Source organism: Salmonella sp. SAL-020 (genome assembly GCF_017372215.1).
Lineage (GTDB): Bacteria > Pseudomonadota > Gammaproteobacteria > Enterobacterales > Enterobacteriaceae > Salmonella > Salmonella enterica.
In genome coordinates, this window is sequence record NZ_CP071690.1 from 852,649 (window position 1) to 873,117 (window position 20,469).

The window sequence follows — 20,469 nt, forward strand, 5'->3', positions numbered from 1 at the left end:
AAAAATAAGGATTAACAATGATTTTGAATGCATTTTCTCTTGAAGGTAAAGTCGCGGTTGTGACGGGGTGCGATACCGGATTGGGGCAGGGAATGGCGTTAGGGCTGGCGGAAGCGGGCTGTGACATTGTCGGTATTAACATTGTTGAACCGACGGAAACTATTGCGCGCGTCACCGCTCTGGGACGTCGTTTTTTAAGCCTGACAGCCGATCTGCGTCAAATCGATGGTATTCCGGCATTACTGGAACGGGCGGTGGCAGAATACGGTCATATTGATATTCTGGTGAATAACGCGGGTTTAATCCGTCGTGAAGATGCGATTGATTTCACGGAAAAAGACTGGGATGACGTCATGAACCTGAACATCAAGAGCGTGTTCTTTATGTCTCAGGCGGCGGCAAAACATTTTATTGCCCAGGGCAACGGCGGCAAAATTATTAATATCGCGTCTATGCTTTCCTTCCAGGGCGGCATTCGCGTTCCGTCTTATACCGCGTCGAAAAGCGGCGTAATGGGAATAACGCGTCTGATGGCGAACGAGTGGGCGAAACACAATATCAATGTAAACGCCATCGCGCCGGGCTATATGTCCACGAATAATACCCAGCAATTGCGCGCTGATGCACAACGTAGCGCCGAAATTCTCGACCGTATTCCGGCTGGACGTTGGGGGCTACCGGGCGATTTAATGGGTCCGGTAGTCTTCCTGGCATCCAGCGCCGCTGATTATGTTAACGGCTATACCATAGCGGTAGATGGCGGTTGGCTGGCGCGTTAATCCGCTACTGACAAATGCGTTTCTGGGAAAGTCGACTCTTTGGCCGAAAAAACTGATAAAGCCCTGTCCTCGTACAGGGTTTTTTTATGATCTCATTAGCATAGTCCATATTGTGGGTTTAACTTAATCCATATATTGTTAAATAATAGCTATGATCAATGCTTTAACTTATTGAAATATTGGTGGTTTGAAAAAATACCCGGCAACGGCGTTAAATTTAAAAAGTGTAATATCCATCACATATCGCTATAGCGTAGCCATTTAATCCATATTTATGCCGTTTCCAGCCTGACACTTGAGGAAGAGTATCCCGTACTTTCAGGCTATGTCTTACTCTGTTGTGGCAGGAAAATATGGTCTCTATTAATCATGACTCTGCTTTAACGCCGCGTTCGCTTCGCGACACACGACGTATGAATATGTTTGTTTCGGTTTCTGCAGCGGTAGCGGGACTGTTATTTGGTCTGGATATCGGCGTTATCGCCGGGGCGCTGCCTTTTATTACCGACCATTTCGTACTGACCAGCCGGCTGCAGGAATGGGTCGTCAGCAGCATGATGCTTGGCGCGGCAATTGGCGCATTATTTAACGGCTGGCTTTCATTCCGGCTGGGGCGTAAGTATAGCCTGATGGCTGGCGCGATTTTGTTCGTGCTCGGCTCGCTGGGGTCGGCGTTTGCTTCCAGCGTGGAAGTATTGATTGGCGCCCGCGTGATACTGGGCGTAGCAGTAGGGATTGCCTCCTATACCGCGCCGCTTTATCTCTCTGAAATGGCTAGCGAAAATGTTCGCGGCAAAATGATCAGTATGTATCAACTGATGGTGACGTTAGGCATTGTGCTGGCTTTTTTATCCGATACGGCATTCAGCTACAGCGGCAACTGGCGCGCGATGTTGGGCGTGCTGGCGCTGCCTGCGGTGTTGCTCATTATTCTCGTGGTATTCCTGCCGAATAGTCCGCGTTGGCTGGCGCAAAAAGGTCGCCATATTGAAGCGGAAGAGGTGCTGCGTATGCTGCGCGATACCTCGGAAAAAGCCCGTGATGAACTGAATGAAATTCGGGAAAGCCTCAAACTCAAGCAGGGAGGGTGGGCATTATTTAAAGCTAACCGCAATGTTCGCCGCGCCGTGTTCCTCGGTATGCTGCTACAGGCAATGCAGCAGTTCACCGGCATGAACATCATTATGTACTATGCGCCGCGCATTTTTAAAATGGCCGGCTTTACCACCACGGAACAGCAAATGATCGCCACGCTGGTGGTCGGACTGACTTTTATGTTCGCGACGTTTATCGCCGTCTTTACGGTCGATAAGGCCGGGCGTAAACCGGCGTTAAAAATCGGTTTCAGCGTAATGGCGTTAGGGACATTGGTGTTGGGCTACTGCCTGATGCAGTTTGATAACGGTACGGCATCAAGCGGTCTCTCCTGGCTTTCCGTTGGGATGACGATGATGTGTATCGCCGGTTACGCGATGAGCGCCGCTCCGGTGGTGTGGATACTGTGTTCGGAAATCCAGCCGCTGAAATGCCGTGATTTTGGCATTACCTGTTCAACCACGACAAACTGGGTATCGAACATGATCATCGGCGCGACATTCCTGACACTGTTGGACAGCATTGGCGCGGCAGGTACATTCTGGCTCTACACCGCGCTGAATATCGCTTTTATCGGCATCACTTTCTGGCTGATTCCGGAAACCAAAAATGTCACCCTGGAGCACATCGAACGCAAGCTGATGGCGGGCGAGAAGCTAAGAAATATTGGCGTGTAATCACCCCTCCCATGCCGGATGACGCCTGTTATCCGGCATGATGAAAAATAGACTGGAAACGGATGTGTAAGTTTGCTTCACTGCCATAATGCTTTACAAAAAGGAGAGCGCAGTGAAAACGATCGGACTGTTGGGGGGGATGAGCTGGGAATCGACTATCCCTTATTACCGTTTAATCAATGAAGGCATTAAACAGCAGCTGGGAGGCCTGCACTCGGCGAGCTTACTGCTGCATAGCGTAGATTTCCACGATATTGAAGTATGTCAACGCCGCGGCGAGTGGGATAAAGCGGGCGATATCCTGGCGCAGGCCGCGCAGGGGTTACAGCAGGCGGGCGCAGAAGGCATTGTGCTGTGTACCAACACCATGCATAAAATCGCGCACGTTATTGAATCTCGTTGTTCTCTGCCTTTCCTACACATCGCGGATGCTACCGGGCGAGCTATCGCCCGTCAGGGGTTGCATCGCGTGGCGCTATTAGGGACCCGCTATACGATGGAGCAGGATTTTTATCGCGGGCGGCTGGAACAGCAATTTGCGATTGAGACCATCGTGCCGGAGGCGGACGATCGGGCGCGTATCAATCAGGTCATTTTTGACGAGCTCTGTCAGGGGACATTCACCGACGCGTCGCGCCACTATTATTTACAGGTTATCGAACAACTGGCTGCGCAAGGCGCGCAGGGCGTTATTTTTGGCTGCACTGAAATAGGTTTGCTTGTTCCCCAGACGCAAAGCGCGCTACCGGTTTTCGATACCACGGCAATTCATGCTGCAGATGCCGTGAGCTTTATGCTTTCGTCATCGGCCCCAGAATAACCTCCAGCGGTTCGACCAGGCGCGAAAGATGCGTTTGTAAATGCTTACTGAAGGCGTCAACCAGCGCGGAGGCGGGGCGGTGTAGCGGGCGAATCAGGCTGACGGTAAAGGGCACGTCAATGCTGAAGCGGCGGACGGTGACGCCGCTGGCGGCATAGCCCAGCGCGGTCAGCGGGTTAACGATCGAAACGCCCGCCCCGGCGCGCACCATCGCGCAGACGGAGGCCGCGCTATGCGTTTCCACCACCATTCTGCGCTTCACCTGATGTTCGGCAAATAACGTATCCAACAACTGTCGGTAGCTGTCCAGGCGGGAGAGGCTGATAAAGTTTTCCCCCTGAAAATCGTCTGGCGTCAGTACCGTTTTGGCGGCAAGCGGATGGTCGCAGGGCAGTACGCACACTTCATTTAGCGTTAGTAACTCGGTGCGGGTTGTTCCTGCCGGGGCATGAAGCGTCTCCGTCAGCCCTAAGTCGTGGCGCTGGGCGGAGAGCCACTCTTCCAGCAACGGCGACTCCTGCGGCACAATATTCAGGCTGACATCCGGATAACGCGCCAGAAAAGGCGGTAGTAACGGCGGCAAAAAGGATTGTGAAAAGACCGGCAGGCAGGCGATAGAGAGCTCGCCCTGACGGAACTCGCGCAGACTTTCCGCCGCGCTGACGATGCGATCCAACCCATACCAGGAGCGTTGTACCTCTTCGAACAGGCGTAGCCCTTGCACCGTCGGATGTAAGCGCCCACGTGTGCGCTCAAACAGCGTTAATCCCAGCACTTTCTCAAAACGCGCCAGCTCGCGACTGACGGTAGGCTGCGAGGTATGCAGCAGCCGCGCCGCTTCGGTGAGATTTCCGGCGGTCATTACGGCATGAAAAATTTCAATGTGACGTAAATTAACGGCAGCCATACGTTTCCCTGAATCATTTATCCCATATCATTTTTGCATAGACTGACAATAAAACGATATTTTTTATTCTTTCTAAGGTATGGCGTAATCGTTAAAAAGCCTGTTCCGGAGTTTGTTATGTCATTGCCGCATTATTACGCTGAAACTGACCTTAACGCTGAAAATTTGCTCAGATTGCCTGCTGAATTCGGCTGTCCGGTCTGGGTCTATGACGCGCACATTATTCGCCGTCAGATAGCCGCCCTGCAGCAGTTTGACGTCGTGCGTTTTGCGCAAAAAGCCTGTTCGAACATTCATATCCTGCGCTTAATGCGCGCGCAGGGCGTCAAGGTGGATTCTGTTTCATTGGGGGAGATCGAACGTGCGCTGGCGGCGGGCTACGATCCGCAAACGTGCCCTGATGATATCGTTTTTACCGCCGATGTGATTGACGCCGCCACGCTGGCGCGCGTCAGCGAACTGCATATTCCGGTCAATGCCGGCTCGGTAGATATGCTGACGCAGCTTGGTCAGGTTTCGCCTGGGCATCGCGTCTGGTTGCGCGTGAATCCTGGCTTTGGTCACGGCCACAGCCAGAAAACCAACACCGGGGGCGAAAACAGCAAACACGGCATCTGGCATAGCGATCTTCCGGCGGCGCTGGCGGTAATGCAGAAATACCGACTGAAACTTGTCGGTATCCATATGCACATTGGTTCCGGCGTCGATTATGGCCATCTGGAGCAGGTTTGCGGCGCGATGGTACGCCAGGTGCTGGAATGTGGTCAGGATGTGGAGGCGATTTCGGCAGGCGGCGGACTCTCGATACCTTATCGTGAGGGAGAAGAGCCCGTTGATACGCGCCATTACTATGGTCTGTGGAACGCGGCGCGCGAGCAAATCGCCCGCCATCTGGGACATGCGGTCAAACTTGAGATCGAACCCGGACGTTTTCTGGTGGCGCAATCGGGCGTGCTGGTAACGCAGGTGCGTAGCGTAAAACAGATGGGAAGCCGCCATTTCGTGCTGGTAGATGCGGGTTTTAACGATCTGATGCGCCCGGCGATGTACGGTAGCTATCACCGTATTTCGGCGCTGGCGGCGGATGGTCGCGCGCTTGAAAATGGCCCGTGGGTCGAGACGGTGGTCGCCGGGCCGCTATGCGAATCAGGCGATGTTTTTACGCAGCAGGAAGGGGGAATGGTTGAAACACGCGCCTTACCTGCGGTCATCCCCGGCGATTACCTCGTATTGCACGATACCGGCGCGTACGGCGCGTCTATGTCATCGAATTACAACAGCCGCCCGCTCCTGCCGGAAGTACTGTTTGACAATGGACAGGCGCGGCTGATCCGCCGTCGTCAGACCATTGAAGAGCTGTTAGCGCTGGAGATGCTCTGAAGCGCCTCATTAGGCCGGACGTTGAAAAAACGGGCCCGCGGCGACGGACTCGCGCAGAATCAGCGTGCCGGTAAAGGGCGGGATCGGGGCGACCGGCTCGCTGTTCGCCAGGCGAACGGCCTGATCGATCGCGGTGGCTATCATATCCTCGATGGGTAAATAGACTGTTGAAAGCCCCGGTTCAAGCCAGGTTGCGCCCGGCGCATCGTCAAAACCAAACAGCGACACATCCTGCGGGATGCGTAATCCGGCCTGGCGCAGCGCTTTTGCCGCGCCCAGCGCCGTGTCATCATTACAGGCGAATAGCGCGCTAAACGTGACGCCTTCCTCCAGTAATTCCCGGCAGGCGTCATAGCCGCGCGTCAGCGTGTAATCGCCGTATTTCACTTTTGCCGGTTGCCAGGGAATACCATACTTTTCCAGCGCCTTGCGATAACCCGCTACGCGTGATGTGCCAGTGGGAGTATGAACAGGCAGCGTAATACAGGCGATATCGCGATGGCCCTGCGTAATCAGGTATTCCACCGCCTGGAATGCCGCCGTCTCCTGCTCGAAGAAAATAGCGCGATCGCGGGCCTGAGTGACGTTGCGATTAATAATCACCAGCGGCATTTCCGTGGCGTCAATCAACGACAAAATCGCCGGCTCATCCATATAGCGAGTGTAAAGAATAATAGCGTCGCACTGTCTGTCGGCCAACATTTGTACGGCTTTCTGCTCTCGTTCCGGCGTATCGTGACCATCGGTGACGATCAACTGCTTGTTATGAAACTCCGCCTGGCGCGACGCCCGGCGCAACAAACTGCCGAAATAGAAGCCGTCAAACGTAGAGACGACCAGACCGATGCTGTTGCTGGTGCGATTCGCCAGCGAGCGTGCCAGCAGGTTGGGGCGATAGCCCAGAGCCTGCATCGCCGTAAACACTTTCTGGCGCGTGCTTTCTTTTACCTGCCCCGTCCCATTCAGCACTCGTGAGACGGTGGCCTTTGATACGCCCGCATGGCGGGAAACATCCAGCATTGTCGCCATCATGCTACCCTGATTAATCGGTTGTCGACAGGTGCCCGGTATCCGTCGGCGTGGATACCGAATGTCGGCGTACCAGTGTCGGACTAAATACATGAGTTACTTCTGGCGTAGGGCATTTCCCCGCCAACGCTAACGCCAGCTCCGCCGCCTGTGTCGCCATGGTGACGATCGGATACCGAATGGTGGTCAGTCGGGGACGCACATAGCGTGAGACCAGTACATCATCAAAACCGATGAGCGATACTTCGCCCGGCACCCCCACGCCATTATCATTTAATACTCCCATCGCGCCGGCCGCCATCGAGTCGTTATAGCAGGCCACCGCGGTAAAATGTCTGCCGCGGCCTAATAACTCAGTCATCGCCTGCTCGCCGCCGCTTTCATCCGGTTCGCCGAACGTCACCAGCCGATCGTTAGCCGGGATATGGCTTTCCGCCAGCGCATCGTAATAGCCCCTCAGGCGATCTTCGGCATCAGAGATAGTGTGATTGGAACAGATATACCCAATACGCGTATGACCTTGCTGGATCAGATGCCGGGTCGCCAGCCATGCCCCGTAACGGTCATCCAGCGCGACACAGCGGTGTTCTAACCCCGGTAAAATGCGGTTAATCAGCACCATGCCGGGGATTTGCTTCATTAATGAGGCCAGGTCCGCATCCGGAATCATTTTGGCGTGTACCACTAACGCTGCGCAACGATGACGAATCAACTGTTCAATAGCCTGACGCTCTTTTTGTTCGTTATGATACCCGTTGCCAATCAGTAAAAAATTGCCGGTGTGATACGCCACCTGTTCAACGGCTTTCACCATCGCGCCGAAAAAAGGATCGGAAACGTCGCCGACCACCAGACCGAGGGTTTCCGTTGCCTGCTGTGCCAGCGCGCGCGCGTTGGCGTTAGGGTGATAGCTCAGGGACTCCATTGCGCTGGTCACCGCCAGCCGGGACGCTTCGCTGGCTTTTGGCGAATCGTTAATAACGCGAGAAACGGTGGCGACTGAAACACCGGCCAGTCGGGCTACATCTTTTATGGTCGCCATGATAATACCTATAGTGGGTAAACGCTTACATTACGCCAGTTTTACGGAAAATGAACGTCTGTTCAAGCCTCTTGCCCCGCCGTGTCGGGCAAATGTGACCTGCACGGGAGAAATGCGTCTGTAAAGTGACAATACAAATCTTTCGTTACAGTTTGCGAAGCGCTGTTGCGATTGTCTGCTGGCAGGCCAGCGAGTCAGGTTGATAGAGTGGTGATCCCAGAGGTATTGATAGGTGGAATCAACGTCATTGTTGATCACACGAATTACACCAACCTGCGTAGAGATGCGCAGGTTTTTTTTTGTTTCGCCTGAACCTGTAACAGTAACGGATAATTTACACAACTCGTTGCATTTCCGTTTATTCCTTTGCGTTTTCGGACTGGCGATGCAGACGCGCGAAGCCCACAATCAAGATCCCAGAGGTATTGATTGGTGAGATTATTCGGTACGCTCTTCGTACCTGTCTCTTGCACCAACCTGCGCGGATGCGCAGGTTTTTTTTCGAACCTATTTTGCTATCGCTCCTGTTACGCAACTCGTGTAATCTGCCACAATTCATGTTTTAGCGAATTGTCGGCCAAAGGGAGTTGAAATGCTGTTTGGATTTTTCCGTAACCTGTTTCGCGTGCTTTATCGTGTGCGCGTCACTGGCGATGTCCGGGCGCTACAGGGGAACCGGGTCTTAATTACCCCCAATCACGTTTCATTTATCGATGGTATGCTACTGGCGCTGTTTTTGCCGGTACGGCCTGTCTTTGCGGTATATACCTCCATCAGCCAGCAATGGTATATGCGCTGGTTAACGCCGCTGATCGATTTTGTGCCGCTCGATCCCACTAAACCCATGTCCATTAAACACCTGGTGCGTCTGGTGGAACAGGGGCGTCCAGTGGTGATTTTCCCGGAAGGGCGGATTTCCGTGACCGGTTCGCTGATGAAAATTTATGACGGCGCAGGCTTTGTGGCGGCAAAATCGGGCGCAACCGTCATTCCGCTCCGCATTGACGGCGCGGAGCTTACCCCTTTCAGTCGCCTGAAAGGTCTGGTTAAACGGCGCTTATTCCCCCGCATTCAGCTTCATATTTTACCGCCGACGCAAATACCGATGCCGGAAGCGCCGCGCGCGCGCGACAGACGTAAGATAGCGGGTGAGATGCTGCACCAGATCATGATGGAAGCGCGTATGGCGGTGCGCCCGCGCGAGACGTTATACGAATCGTTGCTGGCGGCGCAATATCGTTACGGCGCGGGTAAAAACTGTATTGAGGACATTAACTTTACGCCGGATACGTATCGTAAGTTACTGACCAAGACGCTCTTTGTTGGCCGGATTCTGGAAAAGTACAGCGTTGAGGGCGAGAAAATTGGTTTAATGCTGCCGAATGCCGCCATCAGCGCGGCGGTGATTTTCGGCGCGGTTTCTCGTCGCCGCATTCCGGCCATGATGAACTACACAGCGGGGGTAAAAGGGCTGACCAGCGCGATTACCGCGGCGGAAATTAAAACGATTTTTACCTCCCGCCAGTTCCTCGATAAAGGTAAATTGTGGCACCTGCCGGAGCAGCTAACGCAGGTTCGCTGGGTTTACCTGGAAGATTTAAAAGCGGACGTCACACCCGCCGACAAGCTGTGGATTTTTGCCCACCTCCTGGCGCCGCGACTGGCGCAGGTAAAACAGCAGCCGGAAGACGCGGCGATCATTCTTTTTACCTCCGGCTCGGAAGGGCACCCGAAAGGGGTGGTGCACAGCCATAAAAGCATTCTGGCGAACGTCGAGCAGATAAAAACGATTGCGGATTTCACCGCCAATGACCGTTTTATGTCGGCGCTGCCGCTCTTTCACTCGTTCGGTTTGACGGTGGGCCTGTTTACGCCGTTGTTGACCGGCGCGGAAGTGTTTCTTTATCCAAGTCCGCTGCACTACCGCATTGTGCCGGAACTGGTCTATGACCGTAACTGTACCGTGTTGTTTGGTACGTCAACCTTCCTCGGCAACTATGCGCGCTTTGCCAATCCGTATGATTTTTATCGCCTGCGCTATGTGGTGGCCGGTGCGGAAAAACTTCAGGAGAGCACCAAACAACTGTGGCAGGATAAATTCGGTCTGCGCATTCTTGAGGGCTACGGGGTAACGGAATGCGCGCCAGTAGTCTCGATTAACGTGCCGATGGCGGCTAAGCCTGGCACTGTTGGCCGCATTCTGCCTGGCATGGACGCGCGTCTGCTGGCGGTGCCCGGTATTGAAAACGGCGGTCGGCTACAGCTGAAAGGGCCGAATATCATGAATGGCTATCTGCGCGTGGAAAAACCGGGCGTGCTGGAGGTGCCGTCGGCGGAAAACGCCAGAGGCGAAACCGAGCGCGGGTGGTACGACACGGGCGATATTGTACGCTTCGATGAAAATGGTTTTGTGCAGATTCAGGGGCGCGCGAAACGCTTTGCGAAAATTGCTGGCGAAATGGTCTCGCTGGAGATGGTCGAGCAACTGGCGCTTGGCGTTTCGGCGGACAAAATGCACGCTACCGCCATTAAAAGTGATGCCAGCAAAGGTGAAGCGCTGGTACTGTTTACGACTGACAGCGAACTCACCCGAGAAAAGTTACAGCACTATGCTCGTGAACACGGTATTCCGGAACTTGCCGTCCCGCGTGATATCCGTTATCTGAAGCAGCTTCCCTTGCTTGGCAGCGGGAAACCCGATTTTGTGACGCTGAAAAGTTGGGTGGATGCGCCGGAACAACATCATGAGTGAGTCAGTACGTACTAACACCTCCATCTGGTCGAAAGGGATGCTGTCGGTGATTGTCGCGCAGTTTCTCTCGGCTTTTGGCGATAATGCGCTGCTGTTTGCGACGCTGGCACTGCTGAAAGCTCAGTTTTACCCGGACTGGAGCCAGCCTGTTTTGCAAATGGTGTTTGTGGGCGCTTACATTCTTTTTGCGCCGTTTGTCGGCCAGATGGCGGACAGCTTTGCCAAAGGCCGGGTGATGATGGTTGCCAATGGTCTTAAACTGGCGGGAGCGGCAGGTATCTGCCTCGGCGTAAATCCTTTTGTCGGTTATACGTTGGTCGGGATTGGCGCGGCGGCTTATTCTCCGGCGAAATACGGTATTCTGGGCGAACTGACGACGGGTGATAAGCTGGTGAAAGCCAATGGCCTGATGGAAGCCTCTACGATTGCGGCGATTTTGCTCGGTTCCGTCGCGGGCGGCGTATTGGCCGACTGGCATGTCATCGCCGCGCTGGTTGCCTGCGCGTTGGCCTACGCTGGCGCAGTGGCGGCTAACCTGTTTATCCCGAAGCTTGTGGCGGCGCGTCCAGGACAATCCTGGCGGTTGTCGGCGATGACGCGTAGTTTCTTCAGCGCTTGCGTTGTCCTTTGGCGTAACGGTGAAACGCGTTTTTCGCTGGTGGGGACCGGGCTATTCTGGGGCGCAGGCGTGACGCTGCGTTTTCTGCTGGTGCTGTGGGTGCCAGTGGCGCTGGGCATTACGGATAACGCCACGCCGACTTACCTGAACGCCATGGTGGCGGTAGGCATTGTGGTCGGCGCGGGCGCGGCGGCAAAACTGGTGACGCTGGAGACCGTATCGCGCTGTATGCCCGCCGGGATTTTGATTGGCGTTGTGGTTGCGATCTTCTCATTACAGCACGCATTGCTGCCTGCTTATGCCTTGTTGCTGTTGATAGGTATGCTGGGCGGCTTTTTTGTGGTGCCGCTCAACGCCTTGCTCCAGGAGCGCGGTAAGAAGAGCGTTGGTGCCGGGAATGCCATTGCCGTACAAAATCTGGGCGAGAATAGCGCCATGCTATTAATGCTGGGACTGTACTCGCTGGCGGTGCTGGTTGGCGTTCCGGCAGTGGCGATAGGTATCGGCTTTGGCGTGCTGTTCGCGCTGGCGATCGCGGCGCTGTGGATCTGGCAGCGCCGGCAGGCATCATACTGAGTGAATATGCCGGGCGGCGAGTGCGCGTTATCCGGCTTACATTGTCTCTGTAAGCCCGGTAGCGTAGCGCCACCGGGCACTGACTATCACGGCGCCGGGTAGGTATAAACCTGATGCGCCGCCTCTATCTCCGCCAGGACCTCTTCGCTTAACGTCAGATGCAGACTTTCCACATTCGTCTTGAGCTGCGCCATCGTGGTTGCGCCCAGTAACGTACTGGCGACAAACGGCTGGCGGCGAACAAAGGCCAGCGCCATCTGCGCCGGATCAAGATTGTGACGCTTCGCGATATCGACGTAGGCGGCAACGGCTTTTTGCGCCTGTTCGCCGCTGTAACGTGTGAAGCGGCTGAACAAGGTATTCCGCGCGCCTGCGGGTTTGGCCCCGTTCAGGTATTTACCGGTTAATGTGCCAAACGCCAGACAGGAGTAGGCGAGCAATTCAACACCTTCATACTGGCTGACTTCCGCCAGCCCGACCTCGTAGCTGCGGTTTAACAGGCTATAGGGGTTCTGGATCGTGACAATACGCGGCAGGTCATGTTTTTCCGCCAGATGCAGATAGCGCATAACGCCAAACGCTGTCTCATTTGAAACGCCAATATAACGAATCTTACCCGCTCGCTGAAACTCACTTAGCGCGTCTAACGTCTCCAGTAGACTTACTACTGGCGTGGAGTCCGTCCAGTTATAGCCGAGTTTACCGAAGCAGTTAGTGGGGCGCTGCGGCCAGTGCACCTGATACAAATCCAGATAGTCGGTCTGCAATCGGGTCAAACTGTCGTGTAGCGCTTCGCGAATATTTTTACGATCCAGCGCCTGATGAGGCCGGATGCCTTGATCATTATTACGTGCCGGTCCGCTAACTTTGCTGGCGATGATCAGTTTTTCACGGTTGCCGCGTTTGGCGAGCCAGTTACCGATATAGGACTCCGTCAGCCCTTGTGTTTCCGGGCGCGGCGGTACCGGATACATCTCGGCGGCATCGATAAGGTTAATGCCATTTGCGATGGCATAGTCGAGCTGTGCGTGAGCGTCGGCTTCGCTGTTTTGTTCACCAAATGTCATTGTGCCCAGCCCTAGCGTACTTACTTCGAGCGAGCTGTGGGGTATACGGTGATAGTGCATAGCCGTTTCCTTTTTATTATGAAGTCAGAAATTCCCGACAAAGGACAATAAAAATGGCAGAGGGAAGGCAAAAGGGAAAGTAAAATTGCAGGCTGCGCGGCGTAATTGTTACCGGGCGTGGTCGCCACGCACCGTTACGGGACGCAGCCTGAAGGCTTGCAGAACGCTGACCTCGATCACAGGCCACCGCTTAACGTTCGATGATTTGAGACACTTCGTCACGGTTGATTTGCATCTCGTTTCCCTGTGCATCGGTATAGCTGACCAGACCGGTATCATCGTCAACTTGCGGTTTTCCATCGGTCAGGATCATACGACCATCTTTCGTCGCCATTACATAATCGCTGCTGCATCCGGATACCGCAAAAGCCAACCCTACTGCGGAAATTACAACTGCCCACTTTTTCATCCGTTTGTCCTCACGTAGCCTGCATCTGATAATAGTCTGTTAATCATATGTCTGATAATAGTCTAGTAATAACGCGCGGCTCTGCATGTCGGAAGCAGCAAAATCTTAATCTGTGAGAAGAAAGGAAATAAAGTGAGTATTCGCTCCCCGGCGGGGGAGCGAGACAGGATTACAGCGGATTCTTTTTATTACGCAACAGGTTCAGGCTCTCTACTGCGATAGAGAAGAACATGGCGAAATAGATATACCCTTTCGGAACGTGAACGTCGAAACTTTCCAGAATCAGGGTAAAGCCAACCAGGATCAGAAAGGAGAGCGCCAGCATTTTTACCGACGGATGACGATCGACAAACTCGCCGATGGGCCGTGCCGCAAACATCATGACGCCCACGGCAATAACGACTGCCGCCATCATAATAAACAGATGATCGGAGAGGCCAACCGCTGTGATAACTGAATCAAGGCTGAAAATAATATCCAGCAGCATAATCTGCACTATTGCGCCCAGGAAAGAAGAAACCCGGGTTTTTAACCCTTCTTCTTCGCCTTCGATGGACTCATGAATCTCCTTGCTGGCTTTCCAGATTAAAAATAACCCGCCCAGTAACAGAATGAGATCGCGGGCGGAAATCGCTTCGCCGAAAAGCTCAAACAGCGGATTAGTCAGCCGAGTGACCCAGGCGATTGACGCCAGCAGCGCCAGGCGCATAACCATCGCCGCCGCCAACCCAAGCCGCCGTGCGTGGTTCCGTTGCGCCGTAGGAAGTTTTGCTACCACCAGAGAAAGAAAAATAATGTTGTCGATCCCAAGTACAATCTCCAGCAGCGTCAGCGTACCGAGCGCCAGCCAGGCATTAGGATCGGTTATCCATGCAAATAACATCGAACAAAGTCCTGCCAAAAAAAGAAGCGGTAATTATAGGCCCGTCGGGTGACGGGCGAAAGCCCAGGCTGAATTTGCGCAACCAGGAACGGTGTAAAATAGCGGCGACAATACGCTTACGTTTATCGGGCGTCGGTCCGACGCGTAGCCATAGCGGAGGCGCATTTGCGTGTAATGGACGTTACGGATTCTGCAATAAAAAATGGCGAGCCAGCAGCGCCTGCGTAAAATTTTTTTTCAGATAAAATCCACGCGGTAGCGTCAAAATAGGTTCCCCGCGCGCACCGATAGCCTCGGTGAGCGCCCTGGCATTGGCGGCTTTGGGCCGCAGTTGCAAGACTTCGCCATGGCGGGCGGTAATGCGTTCCACCTGGCCCAGCACTATCATGTCCATCAGCTCTTCCCAGTCGAGGCGTAGCTGCCTGTCCTCTTCTTCACTCGGACTCCAGAGTAGCGGCGAACCTACGCGGCGTTCGGCTAACGGTATGCTGCGATCGCCTTCGACCGGCACCCATAGCACGCGCTTCAATTTATGCCGTACGTGACTTGTCTCCCAGGTCACGCCGCTGTTACCGGTTAACGGCGCCACGCAAACAAAGGTTGTTTCCAGAGGACGACCCAGACTATCCACCGGGATGGTTTTCAGTTCTACGCCTAATGCGGCGAAATCCTGCTCCGGCTTGCTCCCGGCGCTGGCGCCGAGCCAGATCTCCAGCAAGACGCCGATCCAGCCTTTGTCTCGCTTCAAATCTTTAGGCGTGGTAATGCCGGCCATCGCCGCCAGCTCGCCTAACGTATAGCCGGAAAGCTGCCGCGCCTGGGCTAACAGCAATGCTTCCGAAGCAGGCGGAGTCAGTAGCGGACAAAGAGCGGACATGACAATTACCTTAGGTCAAAAAATGAGCAGTGATTTTATACCGTATGGGCAGAGTTTATCTTTTTCTGTGTCTTATATTCAATAGACTGATTTTTATTGCCTTTTTTGTGTTGTTTCTTCGTGTTGCGCAACGCTGAAGCGGGTTTTCCAATTCTGGTCACTGACAATAAACAGGATCTTACACTATGTTATCCACAGAAAGTTGGGATAACTGTGTAAAACCACCACTACTGTTTCCATTTACAGCCTTGACGTGCGACGAAAATCGAAAATTCAGACAAATAGTGCGTAAGTTATTGGCACAATCTGTGGATAAAACCGACGCTGGTTGATCTTTCATCAGCATAAGGATCTTAGATGTGATGCTGGTCACGCTTTATGAAGGTAGCATGTAAGATTTGTCTATAATGCAATGAATATAAGGCACTATTTTTACTGTCTCCAGCATGAGGAATTCAGACTGTTCTGGGTTTTCCCGTGGTAATTCCATACTTCTTCACAACTATATCCACAGAAAAGGTGAATAAAATGGCGCAAGGGCGTCATCATCTGTTTATAACTCGGCTATTTACTGTGAGTTATTCAATTGTTATTAGGCTGTGTCACTATTACAGAGTGGTTTACCGCCTCACTGGAGTATGAAACAATCGTTCATATATAAGGTTTATGTTGAGGTAGTCCGGTGATTGATGACGATGGCTACCGCCCAAATGTAGGTATCGTAATTTGTAATCGTCAGGGGCAGGTGATGTGGGCCCGGCGATTTGGTCAGCACTCCTGGCAGTTCCCGCAGGGCGGGATAAATCCAGGGGAGTCGGCAGAACAGGCGATGTACCGGGAACTGTTTGAAGAAGTTGGGTTAAGCCGTAAAGATGTGCGGATCCTTGCTTCTACTCGCAACTGGTTGCGTTACAAGTTACCAAAACGTTTGGTGCGTTGGGACACAAAGCCGGTATGTATCGGCCAGAAACAAAAGTGGTTTCTTTTGCAGTTAATGAGCGCCGACGCCGAAATCAATATGCAAACCAGCAGTACGCCGGAGTTTGACGGCTGGCGCTGGGTAAGTTACTGGTATCCGGTTCGACAAGTGGTGTCATTTAAACGCGATGTCTACCGCAGGGTAATGAAAGAGTTTGCAAGTGTTGTCATGGCGCTTCAGGATAATCCCCCTAAGCTACAAAGCGCGCCTGCTTATCGACGTAAAAGAGGTTAAGCCACGCAAATTATGCTCACTCGCCTGCGCGAAATAGTCGAAAAAGTGGCCAGTGCGCCGCGTCTGAACGAGGCGCTGAATATTCTGGTCACGGATATCTGTCTTGCGATGGATACTGAGGTTTGCTCGGTTTACCTGGCCGATCATGACCGACGCTGTTATTACCTGATGGCGACGCGGGGGTTGAAAAAACCGCGTGGTCGAACCGTTGCGCTTGCGTTTGATGAGGGGATCGTCGGTCTGGTGGGCAGACTGGCGGAACCCATTAACCTTGCCGATGCGCAAAAACATCCCAGCTTTAAATACATTCCTTCGGTAAAAGAGGAGCGTTTTCGCGCGTTTCTCGGCGTGCCGATCATTCAGCGTCGCCAACTTCTCGGCGTGCTGGTCGTACAGCAGCGCGAATTGCGCCAGTACGATGAAAGCGAAGAGTCTTTCCTTGTCACGCTCGCTACGCAGATGGCGGCTATCCTGTCACAGTCGCAGGTCACAGCGCTGTTCGGGCAATACCGGCAGACGCGAATCCGCGCGCTTCCTGCGGCGCCGGGCGTGGCTATCGCAACGGGCTGGCAAGACGCGACCATGCCGCTGATGGAACAGGTTTACGAAGCGTCTACGCTGGATACCTCTCTTGAACGTGAACGACTGACCGGCGCGCTGGAAGAGGCGGCGAACGAATTCCGACGATACAGCAAACGCTTTGCCGCCGGCGCGCAAAAAGAGACGGCGGCCATTTTTGATCTGTACTCACACCTGCTTTCAGACGCCAGACTGCGTCGCGAACTCTTCGCCGAGGTCGACAAAGGCGCTGTTGCGGAGTGGGCCGTTAAAAAAATCATCGAAAAATTTGCCGAGCAATTTGCGGCGCTAACCGATAACTACCTCAAAGAACGTGCGGGAGACTTACGCACGCTGGGGCAGCGGCTGTTATTCCACCTTGATGATTCAGTTCAGGGGCCAAACGCCTGGCCGGAACGTTTTATTCTGGTCGCGGATGAGCTGTCGGCGACCACCCTGGCGGAGCTGCCGCAGGACAGGCTGGCGGGCGTTGTGGTGCGCGACGGCGCGGCAAACTCGCATGCGGCGATTATGGTGCGCGCGCTCGGTATCCCGACCGTCATGGGTGCGGATATCCAGCCTTCGGTGCTACATCGCCGTACGTTGGTGGTGGATGGCTATCGCGGTGAATTACTGGTCGATCCTGAACCCGTACTTATTCAGGAATATCAGCGGCTCATTAGTGAAGAGATAGAACTCAGTCGTCTGGCGGAGGACGACGTCAATCTTCCCGCCCAACTGAAAAGCGGCGAGCGTATCAAAGTGATGCTGAATGCCGGGCTCAGTCCCGAGCATGAGGAAAAGTTAGGCAGTCGGATCGACGGTATCGGCCTGTACCGTACTGAAATTCCCTTTATGCTGCAAAGCGGGTTTCCCTCGGAAGAAGAGCAGGTGGCGCAGTATCAAGGGATGCTGCAAATGTTTAACGATAAACCGGTGACGCTGCGGACCCTGGATGTGGGAGCGGATAAGCAACTGCCCTATATGCCGATCAGCGAGGAGAACCCGTGTCTGGGCTGGCGCGGGATCCGCATTACGCTGGATCAGCCGGAGATCTTTTTGATCCAGGTCCGCGCGATGCTGCACGCCAATGCGGCGACTGGCAACCTCAGCATTTTGTTGCCGATGGTCACCAGTATTGATGAAGTCGATGAAGCGCGGCGTCTGATCGAACGCGCCGGGCGCGAGGTCGAGGAGATGATCGGCTATGCGATCCCGAAACCGCGTATCGGCATTATGCTGGAAGTACCGTCAATGGTATTTATGCTGCCGCATCTGGCTAACCGGATCGACTTTATCTCGGTCGGCACCAACGATTTAACGCAATATATCCTGGCGGTAGATCGCAACAATACCCGCGTGGCCAGTATTTACGACAGTCTGCATCCGGCTATGCTGCGCGCACTGAGCATGATTGCGCAGGAAGCCGAAAAAAATGGCCTCGATCTTCGCTTGTGCGGCGAGATGGCGGGCGATCCGATGTGCGTGGCGATTCTTATCGGTCTGGGATATCGCCATCTTTCGATGAATGGCCGTTCGGTAGCGCGTGTGAAATATCTGCTGCGGCATATCGATTTTGAAGACGCGCAAACCCTTGCCAGACGCAGCCTTGAGGCGCAGATGGCGACCGAGGTGCGTCATCAGGTGGCGGCGTTTATGGAGCGCCGCGGGATGGGGGGATTGATTCGCGGAGGGTTGTAACGACTGGAGCGGGAAAAGAGAGTGACTGTGGATTCACGGCGCAGACAACACGCCTGCAAGATGAAAGACAATGCGTATACATATCTTTTAACGGTAATCGGCATCTCGCTTTTAACCCTTGTGCTATTATTCGCACCTTTGGAGCGTCTGCAACGCGCAGGCGCGCTTATCAATCGCTATCTCTTCAGCGAAATAACAAGAAATTGTGGTGACAGATGACCAGTAGCTATCTGCATTTTCCGGACTTTGATCCGGTCATTTTCTCAATTGGGCCCGTCGCGCTTCACTGGTATGGCTTGATGTATCTGGTGGGGTTCGTTTTCGCGATGTGGTTGGCGGTGCGTCGCGCTAACCGTCCGGGAAGCGGTTGGACCAAAAACGAAGTTGAAAATTTACTCTATGCAGGTTTCCTGGGGGTCTTCCTGGGGGGACGTATTGGCTATGTCCTGTTTTATAACTTCCCTCTGTTTCTGGATAACCCGCTCTATTTATTCCGCGTCTGGGACGGCGGCATGTCCTTTCACGGCGGGCTTATCGGCGTGATACTGGTGATGATTATCTTCGCCAGGCGCACGAAGCGCTCGTTCTTTCAGGTGTCTGATTTTATTGCGCCGTTAATTCCGTTCGGCCTGGGCGCCGGGCGTCTGGGCAACTTTATCAACGGTGAATTGTGGGGGCGCGTCGATCCTGACTTCCGGTTTGCCATGCTCTTTCCTGGCTCACGCGCGGAAGATATTGCGCTGCTGCCGTCACATCCGCAATGGCAGCCTATTTTTGATACCTACGGCGTATTGCCGCGCCACCCTTCCCAGTTGTATGAGCTGGCATTAGAAGGCGTGGTGCTGTTTATCATCCTTAATCTCTTTATTCGCAAACCGCGTCCGATGGGCGCAGTCTCCGGATTATTCCTGATTGGCTATGGCGCGTTTCGTATCATTGTTGAATTCTTCCGCCAGCCGGACGCGCAATTTACCGGCGCGTGGGTACAGTACATCAGCATGGGGCAGATTCTCTCTATCCCGATGATTATCGCTGGCGCGATCATGATGGTTTGGGCATATCGCCGCCGCCCGCAGCAACACGTTTCCTGAGGAACCATGAAACAGTATTTAGAACTGATGCAAAAAGTGCTGGATGAAGGCACACAGAAAAACGACCGTACCGGCACCGGCACGCTTTCCATTTTTGGCCATCAGATGCGTTTTAACCTGCAGGAAGGCTTTCCTCTGGTGACGACAAAACGCTGCCATTTACGTTCAATTATTCACGAACTGCTATGGTTTTTGCAGGGCGATACCAACATCGCTTACCTGCACGAAAATAATGTCACCATCTGGGACGAATGGGCCGATGAGAACGGCGATTTAGGCCCGGTTTATGGTAAGCAGTGGCGTGCATGGCCAACACCGGATGGCCGCCATATCGATCAGATCGCCACGGTCTTAAGCCAGCTTAAAAACGACCCGGACTCTCGTCGTATTATCGTTTCTGCGTGGAACGTCGGCGAGCTGGATAAGATGGCGCTGGCGCCGTGTCACGCCTTTTTCCAGTTTTATGTCGCAGATGGAAAACTCTCCTGTCAGCTTTATCAGCGCTCCTGCGATGTGTTCCTCGGTCTGCCGTTCAACATTGCCAGCTACGCGTTACTGGTGCATATGATGGCGCAACAGTGCGACCTGGACGTCGGCGATTTTGTCTGGACCGGCGGCGACACGCACCTGTACAGCAACCATATGGAGCAGACGCACCTGCAATTAAGCCGTGAACCTCGCGCGCTGCCGAAATTGGTGATTAAGCGTAAACCCGATTCGCTTTTTGACTACCGGTTCGATGATTTCGAAATTGAAGGCTATGATCCGCACCCCGGTATTAAAGCGCCGGTCGCTATCTAAGCGCTGACGATCCTGCCATAACCGACGTCATTGCGCGTCGGTTTTTTTTACCCTTCGTCTCAATCTTCGGCGCGGATTCCTGAAATTTTGCAACGCGCTGCAAGACATGAACTTTTTTCCGTAACGCGCCGAA

The 20,469-nt window shown here is 53.8% G+C and carries 17 protein-coding genes; 10 read left to right on the forward strand and 7 right to left on the reverse strand.

The window, feature by feature from the left end; all coding sequences use genetic code 11:
• Nucleotides 1–17: 17 nt before the first annotated feature.
• From kduD to J1G48_RS04130, 3 genes are all read left to right on the forward strand, one after another.
• Nucleotides 18–779, forward strand: coding sequence for a 2-dehydro-3-deoxy-D-gluconate 5-dehydrogenase KduD (kduD, locus tag J1G48_RS04120; protein ID WP_000602491.1), 762 nt, complete (start codon nucleotides 18–20; stop codon nucleotides 777–779).
• Between the two features lie 353 nt (nucleotides 780–1,132).
• Nucleotides 1,133–2,551, forward strand: a complete 1,419-nt coding sequence (gene araE / locus J1G48_RS04125; RefSeq protein ID WP_000253650.1) for an arabinose-proton symporter AraE — start codon at nucleotides 1,133–1,135, stop codon at nucleotides 2,549–2,551.
• A 112-nt stretch (nucleotides 2,552–2,663) separates the two neighbouring features.
• Nucleotides 2,664–3,371 (forward strand): aspartate/glutamate racemase, encoded by a 708-nt coding sequence (locus J1G48_RS04130; protein WP_000848633.1) that lies wholly within the window; start codon nucleotides 2,664–2,666, stop codon nucleotides 3,369–3,371.
• On the opposite strand, the gene J1G48_RS04135 is transcribed toward J1G48_RS04130, so the two are convergent.
• Nucleotides 3,343–4,278 carry a LysR family transcriptional regulator gene (locus J1G48_RS04135; RefSeq protein ID WP_000741801.1) on the reverse strand — a complete coding sequence of 312 codons (936 nt, stop codon included), beginning with the start codon at nucleotides 4,276–4,278 and terminating at the stop codon, nucleotides 3,343–3,345. The two genes, J1G48_RS04130 and J1G48_RS04135, sit on opposite strands and share 29 nt — an antisense overlap.
• Before the next feature lie 117 nt (nucleotides 4,279–4,395).
• Here J1G48_RS04135 and lysA point away from each other — a divergent pair, with 117 nt between their 5' ends.
• Entirely contained in the window at nucleotides 4,396–5,658 is a 1,263-nt protein-coding gene (lysA, locus tag J1G48_RS04140; RefSeq protein ID WP_000056599.1) for a diaminopimelate decarboxylase, read from the forward strand.
• Nucleotides 5,659–5,667: 9 nt separating this feature from the next.
• Here lysA and J1G48_RS04145 read toward each other — a convergent pair whose 3' ends face one another.
• Both J1G48_RS04145 and galR read right to left on the reverse strand, forming a co-directional pair.
• Nucleotides 5,668–6,690 carry a LacI family DNA-binding transcriptional regulator gene (locus tag J1G48_RS04145; protein ID WP_000968353.1) on the reverse strand — a complete coding sequence of 341 codons (1,023 nt, stop codon included), beginning with the start codon at nucleotides 6,688–6,690 and terminating at the stop codon, nucleotides 5,668–5,670.
• Nucleotides 6,691–6,700: 10 nt separating this feature from the next.
• Nucleotides 6,701–7,729 carry an HTH-type transcriptional regulator GalR gene (gene galR, locus J1G48_RS04150; protein WP_000201028.1) on the reverse strand — a complete coding sequence of 343 codons (1,029 nt, stop codon included), beginning with the start codon at nucleotides 7,727–7,729 and terminating at the stop codon, nucleotides 6,701–6,703.
• A 592-nt stretch (nucleotides 7,730–8,321) separates the two neighbouring features.
• Here galR and aas point away from each other — a divergent pair.
• A complete protein-coding gene (gene aas / locus J1G48_RS04155) occupies nucleotides 8,322–10,481 on the forward strand; it encodes a bifunctional acyl-ACP--phospholipid O-acyltransferase/long-chain-fatty-acid--ACP ligase (protein WP_000896101.1) in 2,160 nt (719 codons plus the stop codon).
• Nucleotides 10,474–11,676 (forward strand): lysophospholipid transporter LplT, encoded by a 1,203-nt coding sequence (gene lplT / locus J1G48_RS04160; RefSeq protein ID WP_000004693.1) that lies wholly within the window; start codon nucleotides 10,474–10,476, stop codon nucleotides 11,674–11,676. The genes aas and lplT overlap by 8 nt, the downstream gene beginning before the upstream one ends.
• Nucleotides 11,677–11,762: 86 nt before the next feature.
• On the opposite strand, the gene J1G48_RS04165 is transcribed toward lplT, so the two are convergent.
• From J1G48_RS04165 to mutH, 4 genes are all read right to left on the reverse strand, one after another.
• On the reverse strand, nucleotides 11,763–12,803 hold the full coding sequence (locus J1G48_RS04165) for an NADP(H)-dependent aldo-keto reductase (RefSeq protein ID WP_000558960.1): 1,041 nt from the start codon (nucleotides 12,801–12,803) through the stop codon (nucleotides 11,763–11,765).
• Between the two features lie 190 nt (nucleotides 12,804–12,993).
• A complete protein-coding gene (locus J1G48_RS04170; protein ID WP_000758662.1) occupies nucleotides 12,994–13,212 on the reverse strand; it encodes a YgdI/YgdR family lipoprotein in 219 nt (72 codons plus the stop codon).
• A 169-nt stretch (nucleotides 13,213–13,381) separates the two neighbouring features.
• Nucleotides 13,382–14,095 (reverse strand): TerC family protein, encoded by a 714-nt coding sequence (locus J1G48_RS04175; RefSeq protein ID WP_000895635.1) that lies wholly within the window; start codon nucleotides 14,093–14,095, stop codon nucleotides 13,382–13,384.
• 181 nt (nucleotides 14,096–14,276) lie between these two features.
• Nucleotides 14,277–14,972, reverse strand: a complete 696-nt coding sequence (mutH, locus tag J1G48_RS04180; RefSeq protein WP_001274930.1) for a DNA mismatch repair endonuclease MutH — start codon at nucleotides 14,970–14,972, stop codon at nucleotides 14,277–14,279.
• A gap of 682 nt (nucleotides 14,973–15,654) precedes the next feature.
• On the opposite strand from mutH, the gene rppH reads away from it, so the two are divergent.
• From rppH to thyA, 4 genes are all read left to right on the forward strand, one after another.
• Nucleotides 15,655–16,185 (forward strand): RNA pyrophosphohydrolase, encoded by a 531-nt coding sequence (gene rppH / locus J1G48_RS04185; protein WP_000564481.1) that lies wholly within the window; start codon nucleotides 15,655–15,657, stop codon nucleotides 16,183–16,185.
• 12 nt (nucleotides 16,186–16,197) lie between these two features.
• Nucleotides 16,198–18,444, forward strand: coding sequence for a phosphoenolpyruvate--protein phosphotransferase (ptsP, locus tag J1G48_RS04190; RefSeq protein WP_000957881.1), 2,247 nt, complete (start codon nucleotides 16,198–16,200; stop codon nucleotides 18,442–18,444).
• Between the two features lie 215 nt (nucleotides 18,445–18,659).
• The gene (gene lgt, locus J1G48_RS04195; RefSeq protein WP_000204645.1) at nucleotides 18,660–19,535 is read left to right on the forward strand and encodes a prolipoprotein diacylglyceryl transferase; all 876 of its coding nucleotides are present in this window, start codon (nucleotides 18,660–18,662) and stop codon (nucleotides 19,533–19,535) included.
• A 6-nt stretch (nucleotides 19,536–19,541) separates the two neighbouring features.
• The gene (gene thyA / locus J1G48_RS04200) at nucleotides 19,542–20,336 is read left to right on the forward strand and encodes a thymidylate synthase (RefSeq protein ID WP_000816247.1); all 795 of its coding nucleotides are present in this window, start codon (nucleotides 19,542–19,544) and stop codon (nucleotides 20,334–20,336) included.
• Nucleotides 20,337–20,469 lie beyond the last annotated feature (133 nt).